At 61.8% G+C, this 17849-nt stretch carries 13 protein-coding genes; 9 read left to right on the forward strand and 4 right to left on the reverse strand.

What is annotated here, in order from left to right; all coding sequences use genetic code 11:
- The first annotated feature begins 11 nt into the window (after window positions 1–11).
- The gene (gene leuS / locus EA187_RS01400; protein ID WP_127778928.1) at window positions 12–2600 is read left to right on the forward strand and encodes a leucine--tRNA ligase; all 2589 of its coding nucleotides are present in this window, start codon (window positions 12–14) and stop codon (window positions 2598–2600) included.
- Between the two features lie 509 nt (window positions 2601–3109).
- On the opposite strand, the gene EA187_RS01405 is transcribed toward leuS, so the two are convergent.
- Window positions 3110–3322, reverse strand: a complete 213-nt coding sequence (locus tag EA187_RS01405; RefSeq protein WP_127778929.1) for a hypothetical protein — start codon at window positions 3320–3322, stop codon at window positions 3110–3112.
- A gap of 259 nt (window positions 3323–3581) precedes the next feature.
- Between EA187_RS01405 and EA187_RS01410 the strand changes: the two genes are divergently transcribed.
- Together EA187_RS01410 and EA187_RS01415 are read left to right on the forward strand one after the other, a co-directional pair.
- The gene (locus tag EA187_RS01410) at window positions 3582–4082 is read left to right on the forward strand and encodes a hypothetical protein (protein ID WP_127778930.1); all 501 of its coding nucleotides are present in this window, start codon (window positions 3582–3584) and stop codon (window positions 4080–4082) included.
- Complete coding sequence (locus EA187_RS01415) at window positions 4082–4516, forward strand: hypothetical protein (protein WP_115603278.1); 435 nt, start codon at window positions 4082–4084, stop codon at window positions 4514–4516. Before EA187_RS01410 ends, EA187_RS01415 begins: the two co-directional genes overlap by 1 nt.
- Window positions 4517–5238: 722 nt before the next feature.
- Here the strand turns inward: EA187_RS01415 and EA187_RS01420 are convergent.
- Window positions 5239–6714 carry a hypothetical protein gene (locus tag EA187_RS01420; protein WP_115603277.1) on the reverse strand — a complete coding sequence of 492 codons (1476 nt, stop codon included), beginning with the start codon at window positions 6712–6714 and terminating at the stop codon, window positions 5239–5241.
- A gap of 304 nt (window positions 6715–7018) precedes the next feature.
- Here EA187_RS01420 and EA187_RS01425 point away from each other — a divergent pair, with 304 nt between their 5' ends.
- Window positions 7019–7426 carry a VOC family protein gene (locus EA187_RS01425; protein WP_115603276.1) on the forward strand — a complete coding sequence of 136 codons (408 nt, stop codon included), beginning with the start codon at window positions 7019–7021 and terminating at the stop codon, window positions 7424–7426.
- A 90-nt stretch (window positions 7427–7516) separates the two neighbouring features.
- Here the strand turns inward: EA187_RS01425 and EA187_RS01430 are convergent, their stop codons facing one another.
- Window positions 7517–9475 carry an ABC-F family ATP-binding cassette domain-containing protein gene (locus EA187_RS01430; protein ID WP_127778931.1) on the reverse strand — a complete coding sequence of 653 codons (1959 nt, stop codon included), beginning with the start codon at window positions 9473–9475 and terminating at the stop codon, window positions 7517–7519.
- A gap of 127 nt (window positions 9476–9602) precedes the next feature.
- On the opposite strand from EA187_RS01430, the gene EA187_RS01435 reads away from it, so the two are divergent.
- The 4 genes from EA187_RS01435 to EA187_RS01450 all read left to right on the forward strand — a co-directional run bounded on the left by EA187_RS01435 (window position 9603) and on the right by EA187_RS01450 (window position 14634).
- Window positions 9603–9917 (forward strand): GNAT family N-acetyltransferase, encoded by a 315-nt coding sequence (locus EA187_RS01435; protein WP_347343328.1) that lies wholly within the window; start codon window positions 9603–9605, stop codon window positions 9915–9917.
- A 238-nt stretch (window positions 9918–10155) separates the two neighbouring features.
- Entirely contained in the window at window positions 10156–12330 is a 2175-nt protein-coding gene (locus tag EA187_RS01440) for an alpha-ketoacid dehydrogenase subunit alpha/beta (RefSeq protein ID WP_206524151.1), read from the forward strand.
- 144 nt (window positions 12331–12474) lie between these two features.
- Window positions 12475–13608: an MBL fold metallo-hydrolase gene (locus EA187_RS01445; RefSeq protein ID WP_127778933.1), complete on the forward strand. Its 1134-nt coding sequence runs from the start codon at window positions 12475–12477 to the stop codon at window positions 13606–13608.
- A gap of 354 nt (window positions 13609–13962) precedes the next feature.
- Window positions 13963–14634, forward strand: coding sequence for a class I SAM-dependent methyltransferase (locus tag EA187_RS01450; protein ID WP_127778934.1), 672 nt, complete (start codon window positions 13963–13965; stop codon window positions 14632–14634).
- Between the two features lie 7 nt (window positions 14635–14641).
- Here EA187_RS01450 and EA187_RS01455 read toward each other — a convergent pair whose 3' ends face one another.
- Window positions 14642–15742 carry a saccharopine dehydrogenase NADP-binding domain-containing protein gene (locus EA187_RS01455; protein WP_164855885.1) on the reverse strand — a complete coding sequence of 367 codons (1101 nt, stop codon included), beginning with the start codon at window positions 15740–15742 and terminating at the stop codon, window positions 14642–14644.
- A 380-nt stretch (window positions 15743–16122) separates the two neighbouring features.
- Between EA187_RS01455 and EA187_RS01460 the strand changes: the two genes are divergently transcribed.
- Window positions 16123–17445, forward strand: coding sequence for a hypothetical protein (locus EA187_RS01460; RefSeq protein ID WP_127778936.1), 1323 nt, complete (start codon window positions 16123–16125; stop codon window positions 17443–17445).
- Window positions 17446–17849: the final 404 nt, after the last annotated feature.

Below are 17849 nucleotides of genomic sequence, written 5' to 3' on the forward strand. Positions count from 1 at the left end.
CGAGCCCGAGCATGTCCGATTTTCGTCCCGATCAGATCGAGCCCAAGTGGCAGGCCTTCTGGCAGAAGAACAAGACCTTTAAGGTCGAAGAAGATCTCTCCAAACCCTCCTTCTTCGTGCTCGATATGTTCCCCTATCCCTCGGGCTCCGGGCTGCACGTGGGACACGTCGAGGGCTACACCGCCACCGATATTATGGCGCGTTTTAAGCGTGCGCGGGGCTTTGATGTGCTGCACCCGATGGGCTGGGATGCGTTTGGGCTTCCGGCCGAGCAGCACGCCATCAACACCGGCACCCATCCGCGCGATACCACCGTTCAGAATATCGAAACCTTCAAGGGCCAGCTCCAGGCGCTGGGCTTTGCCTACGACTGGGATCGGGAGATCAACACCACCGACCCGGACTACTACCGCTGGACGCAGTGGATCTTCCTCAAACTCTATGAGCAGGGGCTGGCGTACATCGCCGAAGTTCCCGTGAACTGGTGCCCGGCGCTCGGCACCGTTCTGGCGAACGAAGAGGTCATCGACGGGCGCAGCGAGCGCGGCAGCCACCCGGTCATCCGCAAGCCGATGCGCCAGTGGATGCTCAAGATCACGGCCTACGCCGAGCGTCTGCTTGAGGACCTGGAGATCATCGACTGGCCCGAGCACCTCAAAGATATGCAGCGCAACTGGATCGGGCGCTCCCAGGGGGCGGAGGTCGACTTTAAAGTCGACGCCGGCTCGGCCAACGGGCTCGACGCCAACATCCGCGTCTTCACCACGCGCCCCGATACGCTCTTCGGGGCGACCTACATGGTGCTGGCGCCGGAGCATCCCCTGGTCGATGACCTGGCCAGCGACGCGCAGCGCGATGCGGTCGACGCCTACCGCAAAGAGGCCGCGACCAAGAGCGAGTTGCAGCGCACCGAGCTTCAGAAGGAGAAGAGCGGCGTGTTTACGGGCGCCTACGCCATCAACCCGGTCAACGGCGCTCGCATCCCCATCTGGATCGCCGACTACGTGCTCTACGGCTACGGCACCGGCGCCATCATGGCGGTTCCCGGCCACGATGAGCGCGACTGGGAGTTCGCCAAAGCCCACGGCCTGGCCATTGTGGAGGTGATCTCCGGCGGCGACGTCGCCGAGGCGGCGCATACCGGCGATGGTGAGCTTGTGAACTCCGACTTCTTAAGCGGAATGAAGGTCGCCGACGCCAAGAAGAGCATCATCGCCTGGCTGGAGGAGCGCGGGCTGGGCCAGGGGACCATCAACTACAAACTTCGCGACTGGCTCTTTAGCCGCCAGCGCTATTGGGGCGAGCCCTTCCCGATCTTGCATCGCGACGATGGCGAGATTGTGACGCTCCCCGAAGAGCAGCTTCCGCTGACCCTCCCCGACGTGGAGCGCTACCAGCCCAGCGGCACCGGTGAATCACCGCTCGCGACGATTGAAGAGTGGGTCAACACCGCCGACCCGCGCGACGGAACCCCGGCGCGTCGCGAGACCAACACGATGCCCCAGTGGGCCGGCTCCTGCTGGTATTACCTGCGCTACATCGACCCCAAAAATGATGAAGCGCCGGTCGACCCGGAGAAGGAAAAACGCTGGATGCCCGTCGATCTTTACGTCGGCGGCGCCGAGCACGCGGTGCTGCACCTTCTGTACGCGCGCTTCTGGCATAAGGTGCTCTACGATATCGGCGTCGTCTCCACCAGAGAGCCCTTCCAGCGGGTGGTCAACCAGGGGATGATCCTGGGCGTGACCTACCAGTACTTCAAGACCCCGCAAGGGGAGCCGGTGAGCTTTAAGGAGGTGGGCGATCGTCAGGACCTCTCCCCGGCCACCATCACCGCCGATAAGGTGGCGTGGAAGAACGAGGTCCCCTTCCACCCGGAGCACGGCATTGAGCTTGAGGAGATCGTCGAGAAGATGTCGAAGTCGCGCGGCAACGTCGTCAACCCCGACGACGTGATCGCCGAGTACGGTGCCGACAGCCTGCGTCTCTACGAGATGTTCATGGGCCCGCTTGAGCAGACCAAGCCCTGGAATCCGCGCGGGGTCAGCGGTGTGCATCGCTTCCTCTCACGCGTCTGGCGCCTGGTGGCTGGCGACGAGGGCCTGAGTGACACCATCGTCGACACCGACCCCACCGATGAGACGCTGCGCCAGCTGCACCGCACCATCAAGAAGGTCACCGAAGATACCGAGGAGCTGCGCTACAACACCGCCATCGCCGCGATGATGGAGTACGTCAACTTCCTCTATAAGCTCGATAGCGTGCCCCGCAGCGCGGTCAGCCCGCTGGTGCAGATGCTCGCGCCCTATGCCCCGCATACCGCCGAGGAGCTCTGGGAGCGTCTGGGCCATGAGCCCTCGGTCATCAACGCGCCCTGGCCCTCGTTTGAGGAGCAGTGGCTGGAGGACGACTCCTACGAGCTGGCTGTCCAGGTGATGGGCAAGCTCCGCGGGGAGATCACCGTGCCCAAAGATGCCGACGAGGAGGCCGTGGTCGCGCTCGCCAGGGCCAACCCGAAGGTCGAGGAGCACCTGGCCGGCAAGACCATCCGCCGCGTGATCTTTGTGCCGGGTCGGATTCTGAACTTTGTGGCGAATTGAGGCCTTCGGGGCGGGCGTCCGGGAACCTGTAGCGGGCGTCTGACGACCTTTGTGGCGATCGCGCAACGAAGGTCGAAACGAAAGCTCAACGAAGTTAAAAGCATGACAAAAAACGCCGGCGGCCGAGAGGCCGCCGGCGTTTTTTGTTCAGCGAAGGGGCTAAAACGCGAGATCGAGCGCCGGGCACGCGTTTTGGGAATCCAAAACGTGAGATCGGGCGTCGGGGACGCGTTTTGGGAATCCAAAACGCGAGATCGGGCGTCGAACTCGCGATTATGGTGGCCGGAAGCACGAGATCGAGCGCCGGGGATGCGTTTTGGGAATCCAAAACGCGAGATCGGGCGTCGAACTCGCGATCATGGTGGCCGGAAGCACGAGATCGAGCGCCGGGGATGCGTTTTGGGAATCCAAAACGCGAGATCGGGCGTCGAACTCGCGATCATAGTGGCCGGAAGCACGAGAGCGAGCGCCGGGGACGCGTTCTATGGCAGGAGCGCTCGCGAGCGTGTTTATTCGCTGAAAAGCTCATTTACGATCCGATAGCGCTCCTCGTAGAGGCCGCTATTTGGCACCGGGCTTGAGGTCGTCATCGCTTCGCCGAAGGTGGCGTAATAGGGGGCAGCTTTGAATCGCTCCAGCTCATAGACTTCCGGTAGCGCCGGGAGTACGTAGCGGGGGATGGAGCTGTCTTCGCAGTCGTCTCCCATCAGGTACCACTCCATGGTGCTCATTGAGCTAAAGTACTCGACAAAAGCAGTAGCGGCCCGCCCACAGCCCTCGACACAGTCGGTGCGCTGGTTCGCTTGACCCAGGAGGCGTTGAAAGCCGCCGGACGTCCGCCTGTAGCAGGCGTGCGGATTGCGGTACATTTGAACGAGCGGCAAGAAACGGCCCGATCGGTAGGGACTCAATTGGTCGCGGGGTTTCGTATGGTGATCGTCGTCTTTGACTCTTCTATCATCAAAAAGTGCGAGGTTTGCGATGGCGCGTGACCTGGAAAAAGATCTCGAAAAAGCGTTGGAAGTCATCGAGTCTGCCTCGGAGGATTGGATTGTTTCTATATTGCATTCCTATGGGGCTGAGTTGTCTGAACGGCGTGTAGGGCCGGATCTGGGGCAGGGGTTGATTCACCAATCCTTGTCTGAATCCGGTTTTAAAACGGTTGTGAAGGAGCACTACGAACGGCATGCCATGCTCGATGAACTGATAGCCCTCCTGTCGCCAAATGTTCACGAGCATGCGACCGTCAGAACGTGGAGCGAGGTTATACAGTTTTGGGGAGGAGATAACTCCTCGCGTGACGTTGTTTTGTCATCGCAAAACACGTTGATAAATCAGTTGGTGAGCGCGACAGGGGTAGAACGATTGGCGTTGAGTTGTCCGCATGCCCGTCACAAGAAGCAAGGTGCGCGCGATGTGATACACGTCCGAGTCGTGGGTCGAAATGCCACGGATGAGGACGCTGATGAAGTTTATGCGTAATGGATAATGATTACTTGAGTCCGATTCAGCTCGTAGGGACTTCTCTTCGTGAACTTTGTTTTAGATTTTCTGAAGATCGCGAAGCGTTTGAACAGAGGGAGCTTGATTATCGCCTGTCGCTCCAGGGAGGCGTCGGGATTGACGAGCACGATCCCAACGAGGCGATCATAACATTCAAAGTCGAAGTGGAGTGGGAAGAGGGGGCGGGGCCTTTTGAGTTGCGTATCGAATACGCTGCGATAGCCAGGCAGGACGGAAGCCTGAGTCGCGAGATGTTCGAGAAGCAGTGTCGACTCACCATCATGTCGGTTGTTTTGAGTTATATGAGACCCATGATTTCTCGGTTGATGGAGGAGGCTGGCGAGTCGTTTCGCTTGCCACTTATTGACCTGCGTCAGTTGGCGTCAAAAACAACTCATGGCGAGACGAAGTAGAATGTGCTCGAGTGTAGCGCTTTTAGTACAGTGTTATTACTACGCCGTGGGCCAATGTTGATGTTATGTCTTCTGCATTGAGAGTGCCCTGAACTGCGTTGAAAATCCTCGACGATGCTAAAGCGTCGCCAGTGGTTTGCGTCTTGCTCAGGTTAATCTCACTATCGCACTCAAAGACATCAACATTGCCTCACGGCGTTATAACGAGTTGTACGATGAGAACAACGAAGTCAAACGCATGATAAAAAACGCCGGTGGCCGAGAGGCCGCCGGCGTTTTTTGTTCAGCGAAGGGGCTAAAACGCGAGATCGAGCGCCGGGCACGCGTTTTGGGAATCCAAAACGTGAGATCGGGCGTCGATCTTGCGTCGCCCCGGTTCAAAACGTGAGATCGAGTGCCGATCTTGCGTCGCCCCGGTTCAAAACGTGAGATCGAGTGTCGATCTCGCGATCATGACGGACTGCAGCACGAGATCGGGTGTCGGGCTCGCGTTTTATAAATCCAAAACGTGAAATCGGGCGTCGGGGACGTGTTTTGTATCGGAAAGCACGCGAGCTTAAGTGTGGGGGACGTGATTTTTTGCAATTCAACGCGAGCGCGGCGCTCGCGGTCGTGATTTTTTGCGTTTCGGCTCGAGATCGACGGTTGCCCGTGGAGGTCATGCTCGAAGCGCAAAAAAGGCAGCGTGGGTCCACAGGGCGTCGCATCAGCAAAAATGCTGACTAACCGGATCGCTTCGCCTCAAGCAATCCGGCAATCGTATCATCCATGGTATAGGGGAGGCTCCCGCGGACCTGATTCAGAGCACTCGCCGCGTCCTCGTACGCATCGTCCGTCATGGTCGTATAGATATGATTTGCTTGCCTGCACCAGGACTGCAGCGATGGAAGGGCGTCATCGGGCGCTACCTGCACAATTCGCAGAAGGTAGGTGATCCGTGTCCAGATCGGGAGACGACGCAGCAGGTGCATCGCAAAGCGTCGCGTATGCTCAAGCGGGGCCTGCTCGTAGAACTCCCAGAGAGCTGGGCCGTCGAGGAGTTTGGGGTGGGTGGCAAGCGCGTCGCGGGCAGCCGCAGCGACGCTGGCCACGGGATCGCTCAGCATCGCGACAAGCGTTTCGTGGTAGTCGAGCACGGCCTCGTGGCGAGTGAGCCCCTGGATGGCAAGCCGCCGGGTTTTGGAGTGCTCGGAGCTCACATAATGCGCGATGCGGGTGACATCGTCGGGCGTACCGACATCGCTCAAGCCCTGTAGTCCGAGCGCGCGTTGAGAGGGCGCGGCGCTCTCGAGCGCACGGCGATAGAGCGCGCGAATCTCCTCGTGGGTGATGGCATCGGAGGCAAGCAGGTGAAATCTGGCAACCGCGCGCAGGGAGGCGTGGGGGTCGAGGAGCGCGGCGTGCAAGATCTCATCGGCGATGGCCGGGCAGTGCTCGGCGATGGTGCGAAGTGCGGCGCGGCGCACAGCATAGTGAGGGTCGCGAAGCGCTTTCTTACAGAATGCCTGAAGAGGTTCGCTGGAATATACCGTGGCGGCATGCTCCGCGGCGCGAAGGCGCAACGCCAGATCGCTCGACGCGGAAGCCCTCACGATACCTTCCTCCGCAACCTCCTTCGTCGACTGCATCGCCAGCCGAAACGCCTCTCGCCGCGTTATGCGGGAGTCGCTCTCCATCGCGTCAAGCAGGCAGAAGGCGTGGTCCGGCGACGTCAGGAGCCTGTGAATGGAATCGACGATCGCGTGCACGTCGCTGTAACGCTCGTGAGCGCTCGCGAGGCGAACAACCCCGGTCAGCGCGTTCGCGAAATGAGGCGCGCAAGCGCCAGTGATGCGTGCACGCAGGGCTTCGAGCGCAGGCGCGCGAACCTCGGGTACCCAATCCAGCGCGCGTAGCATGATGAAGGGGAGTTCCTGCCCAGTTCGGGACTTCGCCAGAGGGCCAAGCACCGCTTCGCGGTTGTAGCCGGAGGGGTGCATGCTGAGCAGTCCCCAGAAGAGCGTGATATGGGGCGCGTCGAGGCTTTCCAGCTCATGGAGAAGCGCTTCATCCAATCGCCAGCTCGGCCACAGATAATGGATAAAGCCCGAACGCACCCATCGAGAGAATGCTGCCAGCTCGTCGAGCGGAATCAGCGCCATTAGCTCACAGACGGCCTCAGCGGTGGCCAGATTGAACGCGCGATCGTCAGGCCTCATTCGGTAGATCAGAGCGCGAACGATTCCGGGTTCGCCAGCTTGCACCAGTTGACGTAGCACGGCGTGCCGTGTGTCTGTGAAGGCAGCGAGTCGAACGAGTCGTAGGATGCCCCTTGTTTTGCTCGGTTTATAGACAGGCAGCCGTTCTAGTAACTCGGCACTGCGAGGGGAGATGGTCCAGGACTTCATAAGGCACCTGATAGCAAGCTTCTAAAACGCACGTATGTCCTACCATCACGGAACTTTGCAGAGCGGTCCAGTCACCCGACATCTTATGCATTGATTGCAACTACGGAGGAACACCATGCTCGGACTTCGCACCGTCATCTACCCCGTCGACGATCTCAAAGCCGCCACCGCCTGGTATAGCGAGGCTTTTGGCGTGGAGCCCTACTATTCGACCGAGTATTACGTGGGCTTTGATGTCCACGGCTACGAGCTCGGGTTGATGCCGGCCGACGGCGATCTTAAGCCCTCGCTGGGGGGCTCGGAGACCTTATGGGGCGTGGAGGACATTCAGGCGTCGTTCCAGCGTTTGATTGCTCTCGGCGCGACCGCGTTGGTGGAGCCCTGGAACACGGGTGAGGAGATCTGGGTGGCGTCGCTGGCCGATCCTTTTGGGAATCGGTTGGGATTGATCTTTAACCCGCACTTCCGGGTGGCGCAGGTGCCGAGTCTTCATGAACTCCAGGAGAGCGCCACGAAGTCATGAGCGGAGGGGCACGACCCCGGGAAGGGCGGTCGTCTTCGTGTTGATGGTGTAGGTGGCGGTTGAGCGTGTCGAAGGTCCACGAGTCGGGCTTCAGCGCTTCTCTTCCAGCGTGCTCCACTCCGCCCACAGGCGTTGGATGGACTCACTCAACGTTTGAAGCTCTCGGTTCAGCGGCCCGATCTCCGAGCTCCGGCTGACATAAAGCGCCGGGTCGCTGAGCTGCGCTTCGATAGCTCCTTTTTTCTCTTCCAGGGCTTCCAGCTCACCCTCCAGCGTCTCCAGGCGCTGACGCTCTTTGAAGGTCAACCCGGCGCGCGTCGGCTTCGCGGCGCGTCCCTTTTGCGCATCGTCCTTGCTCGGACCTTTGTGTTTCGCGGACGCACTCGTAGCCGCATCCACCGCCGGGGTTTTCGCCCGGGAGAGCGCCGGACGACGCGCCCGGTAGGCGTCGTAATCCCCCTCGTAGCGCTGGAGTGAACGCTCTTCGACGGCGGCGATCGCCGTACACGTCGCGTTGAGGAAGTAACGGTCGTGGCTCACCATCACCACACACCCCTCAAAGCCGGAGAGCGCCTCCTCAAGGGCATGAAGCGCCATCATATCGAGGTCGTTGGTGGGTTCATCGAGGATGAGTACGTTGGAGTTCTGCGCGATGACCTTCGCCAGGGCCAGGCGCCGACGCTGACCGCCGGAGAGGGTGCGCACTTTCGCGCGCTGCAGGTGTTTGTCGAAGAGAAAACGCGCGAGGTAGTCGCGTTTGTGCAGCCGCTGCCTCCCCAGCCACACGTAGTCGCTCACGCCCATCGCCTCCAACACGGTCGCCTCGGGCGGACCGCCCGTGGCGTTCTGACGCAGATAAGCGATCTCGGTCAGCTCCCCGTGCTCCACCCGTCCGGCATCGGGGCGCAGGTTTCCTACAAGCATCTCCAGAAGCGTGGACTTGCCGCAGCCGTTGGGCCCCACGATTCCGACCCGGTCGCCGGGGCGCAGGCTCAGATGGGCCGACTCCAAGAGCGCCACGCACTCGCCGCCCTCCCGATTCTCGCTCTTAAAGGACTTCCAGACGCCGGCCGCCACCAGAATGTGATCGCTAAAAGGGCCGGGCGGCGGAATCTCAATCTCAATCTGACGCTGCTGGTAGACGGGCTCCCGGCCCGCGGCCTCCTCGATCTCCTCAACTCGCCAGCGGGCTCGCCGCGCCGTCGATTTCGCGCTTCCGTCGAGCCATTCGCGCTCGCGCTCCAGTTCTTTCTGGCGCTTTTCTTCGGTGCGCTCACGCACCTCCAGGCGATGCAGGCGCCGCTCCATGTACGTCTTAAAACTGCCCGGGTAATCGTAGAAGCCGTCGTGGTCGATCTCCAGAATGCGCCCGGCGACCTGCTCCAAAAAGTAGCGGTCGTGCGTGATGACGACGAGTGCGCCGGAGCGTGCCTGCAGCCAACCCTCGAGCCACTCGACCGTCTCGTCGTCGAGGTGGTTGGTGGGCTCATCGAGGAGCAAAAGCTCGGCATCATCGAGTAGCGCGCGCGCAAGCCCCACGCGTCGGCGCTGCCCGCCGGAGAGCAGGCGCATCGGCACATCGATGAGCGGTGAGAGGCCCAGGCGGTCGAGCATCTCCTCGACGCGATGCTCCCAGTCCCAGCCGCCGATGGCTTCGATGTGCTGCTGAAGCTCGGCCTGGCGCTCCAGCGATGCCTCCATCTCCTCAGGGCTCATCGGCTCCGATAGCTTTGCGCTGACCTCATGAAAGGCATCGATCGCCTCTCGTCGCGGCTTCATCGCCCGTGCCACGACCTGGCGGCAGGTCGTCTGCTCGCCAAACTCGACCTGTTGCGCCAGGTAGCCCACCCGGGTGCCTCCGCGCAGGGTGATATCGCCCTCATCGGGGATGAGCTCCCCGGCGATCAACCTCAGCAGCGTAGATTTACCGCAGCCGTTGGGTCCAACCACCGCGACCCGCTCTCCGGTGTCGAGCCCGAAGCTCACGTCACGGTAGAGCGCCCGGCCGCCAAAACTCATGCCTAAATGTCGTACGTTCAAGAGGTTCATGGGCTCGATCTAGCACAGGAGAGAGCTGCAGGTCAGGTGCCGCGTCAGCTCGCGATGCGGCGCTGAAATAGCAGAAGAGCGTGAGTTCTTCTTCCATGGAGACTCGAAGACACGCTGGCGAATTGCCATACACCCGGAGACAACGATGGACCTTATCTTTAGCTCCCAGCAGAGCCCGGCCACCCTCACCGACGCTGAGAGTGGCAAGGTGGTGTCGCGCATCGACTACCGCGAAGACGACACGGGCTTTTTTCTCGATTACCTCTGGACCGATCCGGCCTGTCGGGGGCAAGGCTACGCTCGCCGGATGATCGATCACTTTGCTGCGTATGTCGCGGCGCAGGGCAAGCGCATCACTCCCATCTGCGGGGTGGCCCGCGCGATGATGCAGGGGGACGCGCGCTACGCCGCGCTTCTTCATGTGGGCCTGCGCCCCCGCTGAACCTCATCCCTCATCGACCACCCACAACCCTCCTTCGGGCTGACGCATTGCGTCAGGCGATCCTCCCGCCAAATCGCCGTGAACCTCCCTTGTCGCCCCGCTCGAGCGTGTGTTAGTTCTGCGCCAAATCGAGCCGACCGCGCGCACTGAACGCCCGCGCGCGGATGCCCAACCCGGGCATGCGCCGACCCCGTTAAACCTGTCGACATACGCGTCGTACGCCCGCACTGGAGGTGAAGTGGTGGAACCTACACAGCAAGGTAACCTGAGCCCGTCCACGCAGCCCAAAACCAACGGTTCGGGGGCTACGCATCAAGGGGAACAACCCTACTACGGGTTGAGCAAAGCCGAGCTCGTCGAGATGTTCCGGCTCATCTACACCTCGCGAAAGCTGGATGACGCCGAGATCAACCTGAAGCGTCAGCAGAAGATCTACTTTCAGATCTCGGGTGCCGGCCACGAAGCCGTGCTCGTCGCTGCAGGCAAGGTGCTTAAGCCGGCCTATGACTGGTTCTATCCCTACTATCGCGACCGCGCCCTCTGCGTGACCCTGGGCATGACGCCGCTGGAGGTTTTGGCCGAGGCGGTGGGCTCGTCGGAAGACCCCAACTCGGGCGGTCGGCAGATGCCGGCGCACTGGGGCCACAAAGACCTCAACATCGTCAGCCAGTCGTCCTGCACCGGCACTCAGATGCTGCAGGCCGCCGGTGCCGCGCAGGTCGCCCGCATCATGGCGGCGGTCGAAGGGCTCCAGGATCGCAAGGACCGGTATACCGGCGATGAGATCATCTACGTCTCCATCGGTGATGGTGCGACGAGTGAGGGCGAGTTCTGGGAGGCGATTAATACGGCCAGCGCGATGAAGTTGCCGGTGATGTTCATGGTTGAAGACAACGGCTACGCCATCAGCGTGCCCGTCAGCGTTCAGACCGCCGGCGGCTCCATCTCGAAGGCCTGCTCCGGCTTTGAGAACCTCTTCATCACCGAGTTCGACGGCTGCGACCCGGTCGAGAGCTACGGCAAGTTGCAGGAGGCCGCCGACTACATCCGAAGCGGCCAGGGCCCGGCGCTTGTGCACGCGCACGTGGTGCGTCCCTACAGCCACTCGATGTCCGACGACGAGAAGCTCTACAAGCCCGACCACGAGCGTGAAGCGGAGGCAAAGCGCGACCCGGTTACAGCGTACCCTGCCTGGCTCATTGAGGAAGGCATCGCCACCGACGATGAGATCGCTGCGGTGCGCGCCGAGGTGGAGGCCACCGTCCGCAAAGCGGTCGATGACGCCCTGGAGCTTCCCACGCCTCACCCGGACACCGCTCTCGACTACATCTACTCCCCTGACGTCGACCCGACCTCCGGCGACTTCGAGACCTCCCCGGTCTACGAAGACGACGCGCAGGAGACCACGATGGTCGACCTCATCAACGACGCGCTGCGCACCGAGATGCGCCGCGACCCCTCGATTGTGATCTTCGGCGAAGACGTCGCTGACGTCACCAACGAGGAGCTGCTCGGCAAGGTCAAAGGCAAAGGCGGCGTCTTCAAGGTCACCCACCGCCTCCAGGAGGAGTTTGGCGGCGTGCGCGTCTTTAACAGCCCCCTGGCCGAGGCCAATATCATTGGCCGCGCCATCGGCATGGCCACCCGCGGCCTGAAACCCGTCGTGGAGATCCAGTTCTACGACTACATCTGGCCGGCGTACATGCAGCTCAAGAACGAGCTCTCCAACATCCGCTGGCGCTCCAACAACAACTTCAAGGCCCCGGTCGTGGTGCGCGTGCCCATCGGCGGCTACCTCAAGGGCGGCGCGCCTTACCACAGTCAATCCGGCGTCACTCTCTTCACCCATGTGCCGGGACTTCGTGTTGTGATGCCCTCCAACGCCGAGGATGCCAACGGACTCTTGCGCACGGCCATCCGCAGCGATGACCCGGTGATGTTCCTTGAGCACAAGCACCTCTACCGGCAGACCTACAACAAGGGGCGTAACCCCGGCTCCGACTACATGATCCCCTTCGGCAAGGCCAACATCGTTCAGGAGGGCACTGACCTGACGATTGTCACCTACGGCGCGCTTGTCGAGCGCAGCCGCCGCGCCGCGAAGATGCACCCGGAGCTCAGCGTCGAGATCCTCGACCTGCGTACGCTCAGCCCCTACGACTGGGACGCCATCAGCGCCTCGATCAAGAAGACCAACAAGGTCATCGTCGCCTACGAAGACAACATGAGCTGGGGCTACGGTACCGAGATCGCCACCCGCATCGCCGACGAGCTCTTCGAGTACCTCGATGGGCCGGTCAAGCGCGTCGCCGCCCTCGACAGCTTCGTGGCCTACCACCCCGACCTCGAAGATCGCATCCTCCCGCAGATCGAAGATCTGGCCGAGGCGATTGAGTGGCTGGCGAAGTACTGAGATAGGATAGGGCAGGGCGCGCAGCCATATCGTTGATGTGAGCCGGGAGCTTTTGCTCCCGGCTTATTTTGTATCCGCCGAGTTCTTCCAGGCATCTGTTCTGGCGCGAACCTTTTCACTCACTGAATTCCGGTGGACCCCTTGATGAACACCTCTCCTTACCTGCGTGTCGCGCTGCTGATCGCCGCCGCAACCCTCGTCGCATTGCTTCTGGTGCTCCTTCACTCCACAGCCTGGCTCGCAAGCCTGGGAGGCACACTTGAGGGAGAGCGCCTCGAACGCGCCATGGCGTCGCCCAACTGGAGCGCGGAGGAGACTATCTTTCTCAACCCCGTTGAGACTTCGGTGATGGAGCCCGGCGGCACCTGGGAGACGACCCGCGGCTGGTTCTCTAAGCCCGAAGACTCCGTCCCGTCGCGCGAGCTCCCCACGAACGTACCCGATCTCGCGTCCCCTCCTCTAAGCGGCCTACGCCTGACCTGGCTCGGCCACTCCTCGACCCTGGTGGAGATCGACGGGGTGCGCGTTCTTCTCGATCCTGTCTTCTCGGAGCGCGCTTCCCCTTCCACCATCCTGGGGCCCAAACGCTTTCATCCCCTGGTCATCCAGCCGGACGAGCTCCCCACACTCGATGCGGTGATCATCTCCCATGATCACTACGATCACCTCGATATGCAGGCGGTTAAAGACCTCTTGCACTTTAGCGACGCGCTCTTTCTCGTTCCGCTGGGCGTAGGCGCACATCTTGAGCGCTGGGGCGTGCCCGACGAACGCATCGTGGAACTGGATTGGTGGGATGAACATGACATCAAGGGCCTGACCATCGCCGCGACCCCCTCGCGCCACTTCACCGGACGCGGTCTCTTCGACCGGTTTGAAACCCTCTGGGCATCCTGGACCTTCGTCGGCCCTGAACACCGCGTCTTCTTCAGTGGCGACACCGGCTTCTTCGATGGGTTTAAGGACATCGCGGAGCGCTACGGCCCCTTTGACATCGCCATGTATGAGATCGGCGCGTACCACGCGGCCTGGGGGCAGATTCACCTGGGGCCCGAGGGCGCGCTTGACGCATTTGAGGTCATGGACGCAGCCATCGTCATGCCCATCCACTGGGGTAGTTTTGATCTCGGGATGCACAGCTGGACTGAGCCCATTGAAACCTTTGTCTCGCTGGCTGAAGAGCGCGGCCACACCTGGGTAACCCCGGCCCCCGGCGCTTCGGTTGAGCCTGGCCTTCATGAACCTCGCTCGCCGTGGTGGCGCGCCAACGATCGTTGATGGCCACCAGAGGTAGGTGGGGATTCGGACAGGATATCCCTGCCCCGGCGATGTTCGCTGGCTGAGAAGGAACCCTCAACCCGACCACGGCCCCCAATCCTTTCGCTTTCGACGTGGCGGCGTATGGGTTTTGCCTCGGCACAGCCATCGGTGGCACCCTCTCGGCGCTGTACATCGGGTCGGATACGCACATGGAGAGCGATCCTGGAGGCGCCGATCTGGCCGACGGCGACGATGACCTCGAACAGGTTGCCACGAAAGCTGAATGCAGGCGTCGCAACGGTATGATGCGCCGACGTCATTATGATGGAGGTCAGTCCACATCGTCGGAATCCCTGATTTTACGGACAGCTTATGGCAGCTCAAAAGGTCTTCAACAGCTCGGATGATTACACCCGGTCTATTACCAGCCTTCTCCCCGCCCACGCCTTGATGCGCGAGATTGCGATCGCCTCGCTCTTAGCGCGCGCCCCCGAGCGAGGCACCCTCGGTGTGGTCGGATCCGGCCCCGGAGACGAACTTATCGCCCTGGCGGCAGCCTTTCCCACCTGGAACATCATCGCCTTTGAGCCTGCCGAAGCCATGGCACATGCCGCCACCGAACGCCTGCGTCGCGAAGGGCTCCATGAGCAGGTACGCGTCATCCCACGAGCTTTGCAGAGGGGCGAATCCCCCGACTGGGACGCCGCCATCTCTCTGATGGTCACTCACTTCATCGCCCCCGGCTCCGATCGCCATGATTTCTGGCAGGCCTGGGCCAGCCACCTGCGCCCCGGCGCTCCCTGGGTCCTCTCGGAGATCGTGACATCGACCCCCGAGGAACGAAGGACCTGGGTGCAATGGTCTCGTCAGCAAGGCTGCTCTGATGAGCAGCTGACGCGCCTTGATGCCCGACTGGCCGGGAATGGCTTCTACGTGCTCCCGGAGCACGACACCGTGGCGATGGCCGAAAAGGCCGGCCTCACCGCACCCGAGACGTTGCTGCGCGTACTCGGCGTGCGCATGTGGTGCGGAACACGTGGGTGAGAGCGGCCTAAAGGGTCCAGGTGCTGACGCGAACATTCGGATCGTCGCCCTGGAGGGCGTCGACCAGGCTGGAAAGCCCCATGACCTGATGCAGATGCCAGATCCCGGCGGCGACGTCTCCCGAAAGCAGCTTTTTCACAGCGGCAACCGCCACCGTGGCGGTCGCCCGCGATTCACCTGCCCCCTCCATTCCCATCACAAACGTGGTGTCTCCCGACGACGTCCCGGCTTTCGCGCTGGCCGCAACTCGCCAGCGGTCCGTTCCGCGTGCAAATGACTGCAGACCGCCAATCGCCATCTGTCGCAGAGCGTTGTGGCGCAGCGCACGCGCTCCGCCCATCCGTGAAAGCCACGCCAGCGCCCCGGTAATCACACCCGAGCTGAGACGAAACCTCGTCTCCACACTCCGCGCAGTGCTGCGGCGAACAAGCGAGGCCTGGTCGGCAAAGGGGAAAGGGTAGTAGCGCCGGGGGTGGGGCTCTTCGGGCCATCGCAACGTGCGATAGCTCTCCAGACTCCGAACCTCCCTCCAGCCATCCGGGCCTCGCACCTGAAATCGCGTGTCGAGATGATCCAGCATCCAACCAATCGCCGCCTCCCCGTGAACATCGCCCATACCTAACTCGATCCACAGCGATACTTCGCTGTTCTGGCCGGAACGTCGCATGACCTCGGCCCCGAGAAGGTTGGTAAGCCCGGGGGCCAGCCCGACACTCAGCAGCGCTCTGCCCCCGGCTGCGATTGCCCTACTCTCAAGCGCCTCAATGGAGGTCAGCAGCCTGTCGTCAGCGCTGATATCCACATAGCCTTTCCCTGCTTGCACCGTCGTCAGCGCAGCGTGGGCGTCGGGTGCATCCACACACATCACGACCACATCAATATCTCGGATCGCCGCCTCAAATCCCGGGCGCTCTCCCAGGTCGATGTGACGCGCACTGACCTCCTCGCCACCGGCTACCTCGGAGAGCTCGGACGCAAAGCGCGTGGCCTCCTCTTCACGGCGACCTGCAATGACAACACGCACCTCGCCACTTCGCACCAACCCCTCGCTTACGCGTCGCCCCACCTCACCGTATCCGCCAACGACCAGCACCTTCGCAGTATCCATCGTTTCACTCCTGAAAAAAGCCCGAGCGACCTCCGAGCCTATCTCGAAGGTCATGGATGATAGCGACGTATGGCGCGGTCAACGGATTACACCGCGGCGTGCACGTTTGCGTGCCGTTGCTGTGCGGTGTGTAGACGCCCTAAGGACCCCGATAGGTTCCTTGCTTCAAGCACCACATAAGATTTCAAGCAACCTCAGTCCACAGGCACATCGATCTCGGCACCCCGCCCCCCGGCTCCGGCGCTTTGGGAGAGTCGGACCGTCATGAACCTCGATCGCTCTCGTAGCGTATCAAAGCTCCTCAACGACCCGAGACTTGAGCCGGGGGGACGACGCGTTAAGGTGGGGCGCTCACCTCAAACGCCGACGCGTTCTCTGCAATGGACGACGTCGCCACCGCCGGGCTTCATATGCGCTACGCTTGTGCTCTTTCTGCTCTCCGGGTTGCTTCGGCCGTGCTGCTCCTCTCGTCCTGTGACGAGCCGTCAAACCCCACGCAAGAGCCCTTCGATGCGGGCGCATCCAGCGATGCCGATGCCGTCGACGCATCCTTCACCGATACAGACCTTCCGGCACCCGATGCTGAAGAGCGCTCGGAGGCCGACGTTTCAGACGCCGCCGATAGCACACCCGACCCGCTCGAGGACGACTGCCCAGCCGCGGAGTCCGAAGGCATCAGTGCTCTGATCGGAGGGAGCGAAGAGGGCCAAACTCTCGTGATCTGCGGCCGCGGCTTCGGTGCACAGGGCCCGACGACCTTCTTTCTTGATGACTTCGAAGCAGGGCAGGCCGGAGCGCCTCTTCAAACCGACGCCACTCGGGGCCAGTGGCTTGATCCAAAGGGAACCTATGTCGACGACGACGCGCTCTCCGGGATGAACGCGCTTCTGGTCGCCGACCACATCGAGACGCAGGGGCGCGGTGTCAGTGCCGTGCTCGGTTTTCCCGACGACCAGGGAGACTTCGGCCTGAAGCACTTCAACGAATTCTTCGTACACTGGTCGATGCGCGACCTGGGAGACTTCCCCGGCCACGACTCCAGCCCCACCTCCTTCTCTTCCGACTCCAGCGCCAAAGACATCTGGGTGATGTACGGCGATCGCGGCGACAACTACGACTATTCGTGCTCTCAGGGCAGCTGCAACGGAAACGACATCATCCTGGCAACCCATACGGGCCAGGGAAGTTTCAAACATGACGGCAATAACACCACATCAAACTGGTGGATTGGCGGCTACTGGGCCTTTCAACAGTGGAACACCCTCTCCACCTATCTGAAAATCAACCCCGAAGACCCCTATGGGGCGACGACCGGAGTCTTCGAACACCTTAGCGCAGGGCAGGGCGTCTATCGTAGCACCTACAACGAAGGAGTGTTGCGTGAAGATCTCACCGAGCTCCCTCCCGTCTGGGATCGCCTCAAGTTTGGCGCCTGGTACCGCACCGCTGGCGATGTTCGCCGCCTTATGGACGACGTCTACGTCGCTGTCGGGCCCGGTGCCGCAGCTCGTGTCGAGGTGGCCAACGCCCCCAACTTCGATGAGGCCACCCGCGTCATCATCTCTCCGGTATACACCTGGACGGACACTCGCATTGAGGTGGACCTCCGACTCGCTGACCTCGTCACCAGCGACGACGACCTTTATCTCTTTGTCGTGGATGCGAGCCATCGGCGTTGCGCCGGTGTGGCGCTTCTGCATTAAGACATCGATGTGCTGCGATTCGCCCCTTTCTCTTGAAGGACGCGACGACGTCTGGGCTCGTGCGGTGACACACGAGCCTGGCTCATCCTCCCGTCCGGGGAGGACCGCACTCTTTGGGCGATGCTCGCACCACAAACACACTCGCCGCAACCTGGTGCAGCTCCTGAGACTGAACCTTGCGGCCTCCAGCTGCCGTGCAGCGCCCCAGCCCCACTAACTCCCTCTTCTCACGCACAAGCCGAAGGTGGCAGCGCCGAGTTTTTCCCTCATGGGCGTAGCGGAGGTGCCCGACGCTGTCGCGGCAAGCTACGCGTTGTAGGCTTTTTGACACGTAAAGAGCAGGTCCTTTCCGACCGGGGACCGCTCACCCGTCGTTATAACGACCTGCAACCTTGAATATGGGC

It is taken from the genome of Lujinxingia sediminis, from assembly GCF_004005565.1.
GTDB classification, from domain to species: domain Bacteria; phylum Myxococcota_A; class Bradymonadia; order Bradymonadales; family Bradymonadaceae; genus Lujinxingia; species Lujinxingia sediminis.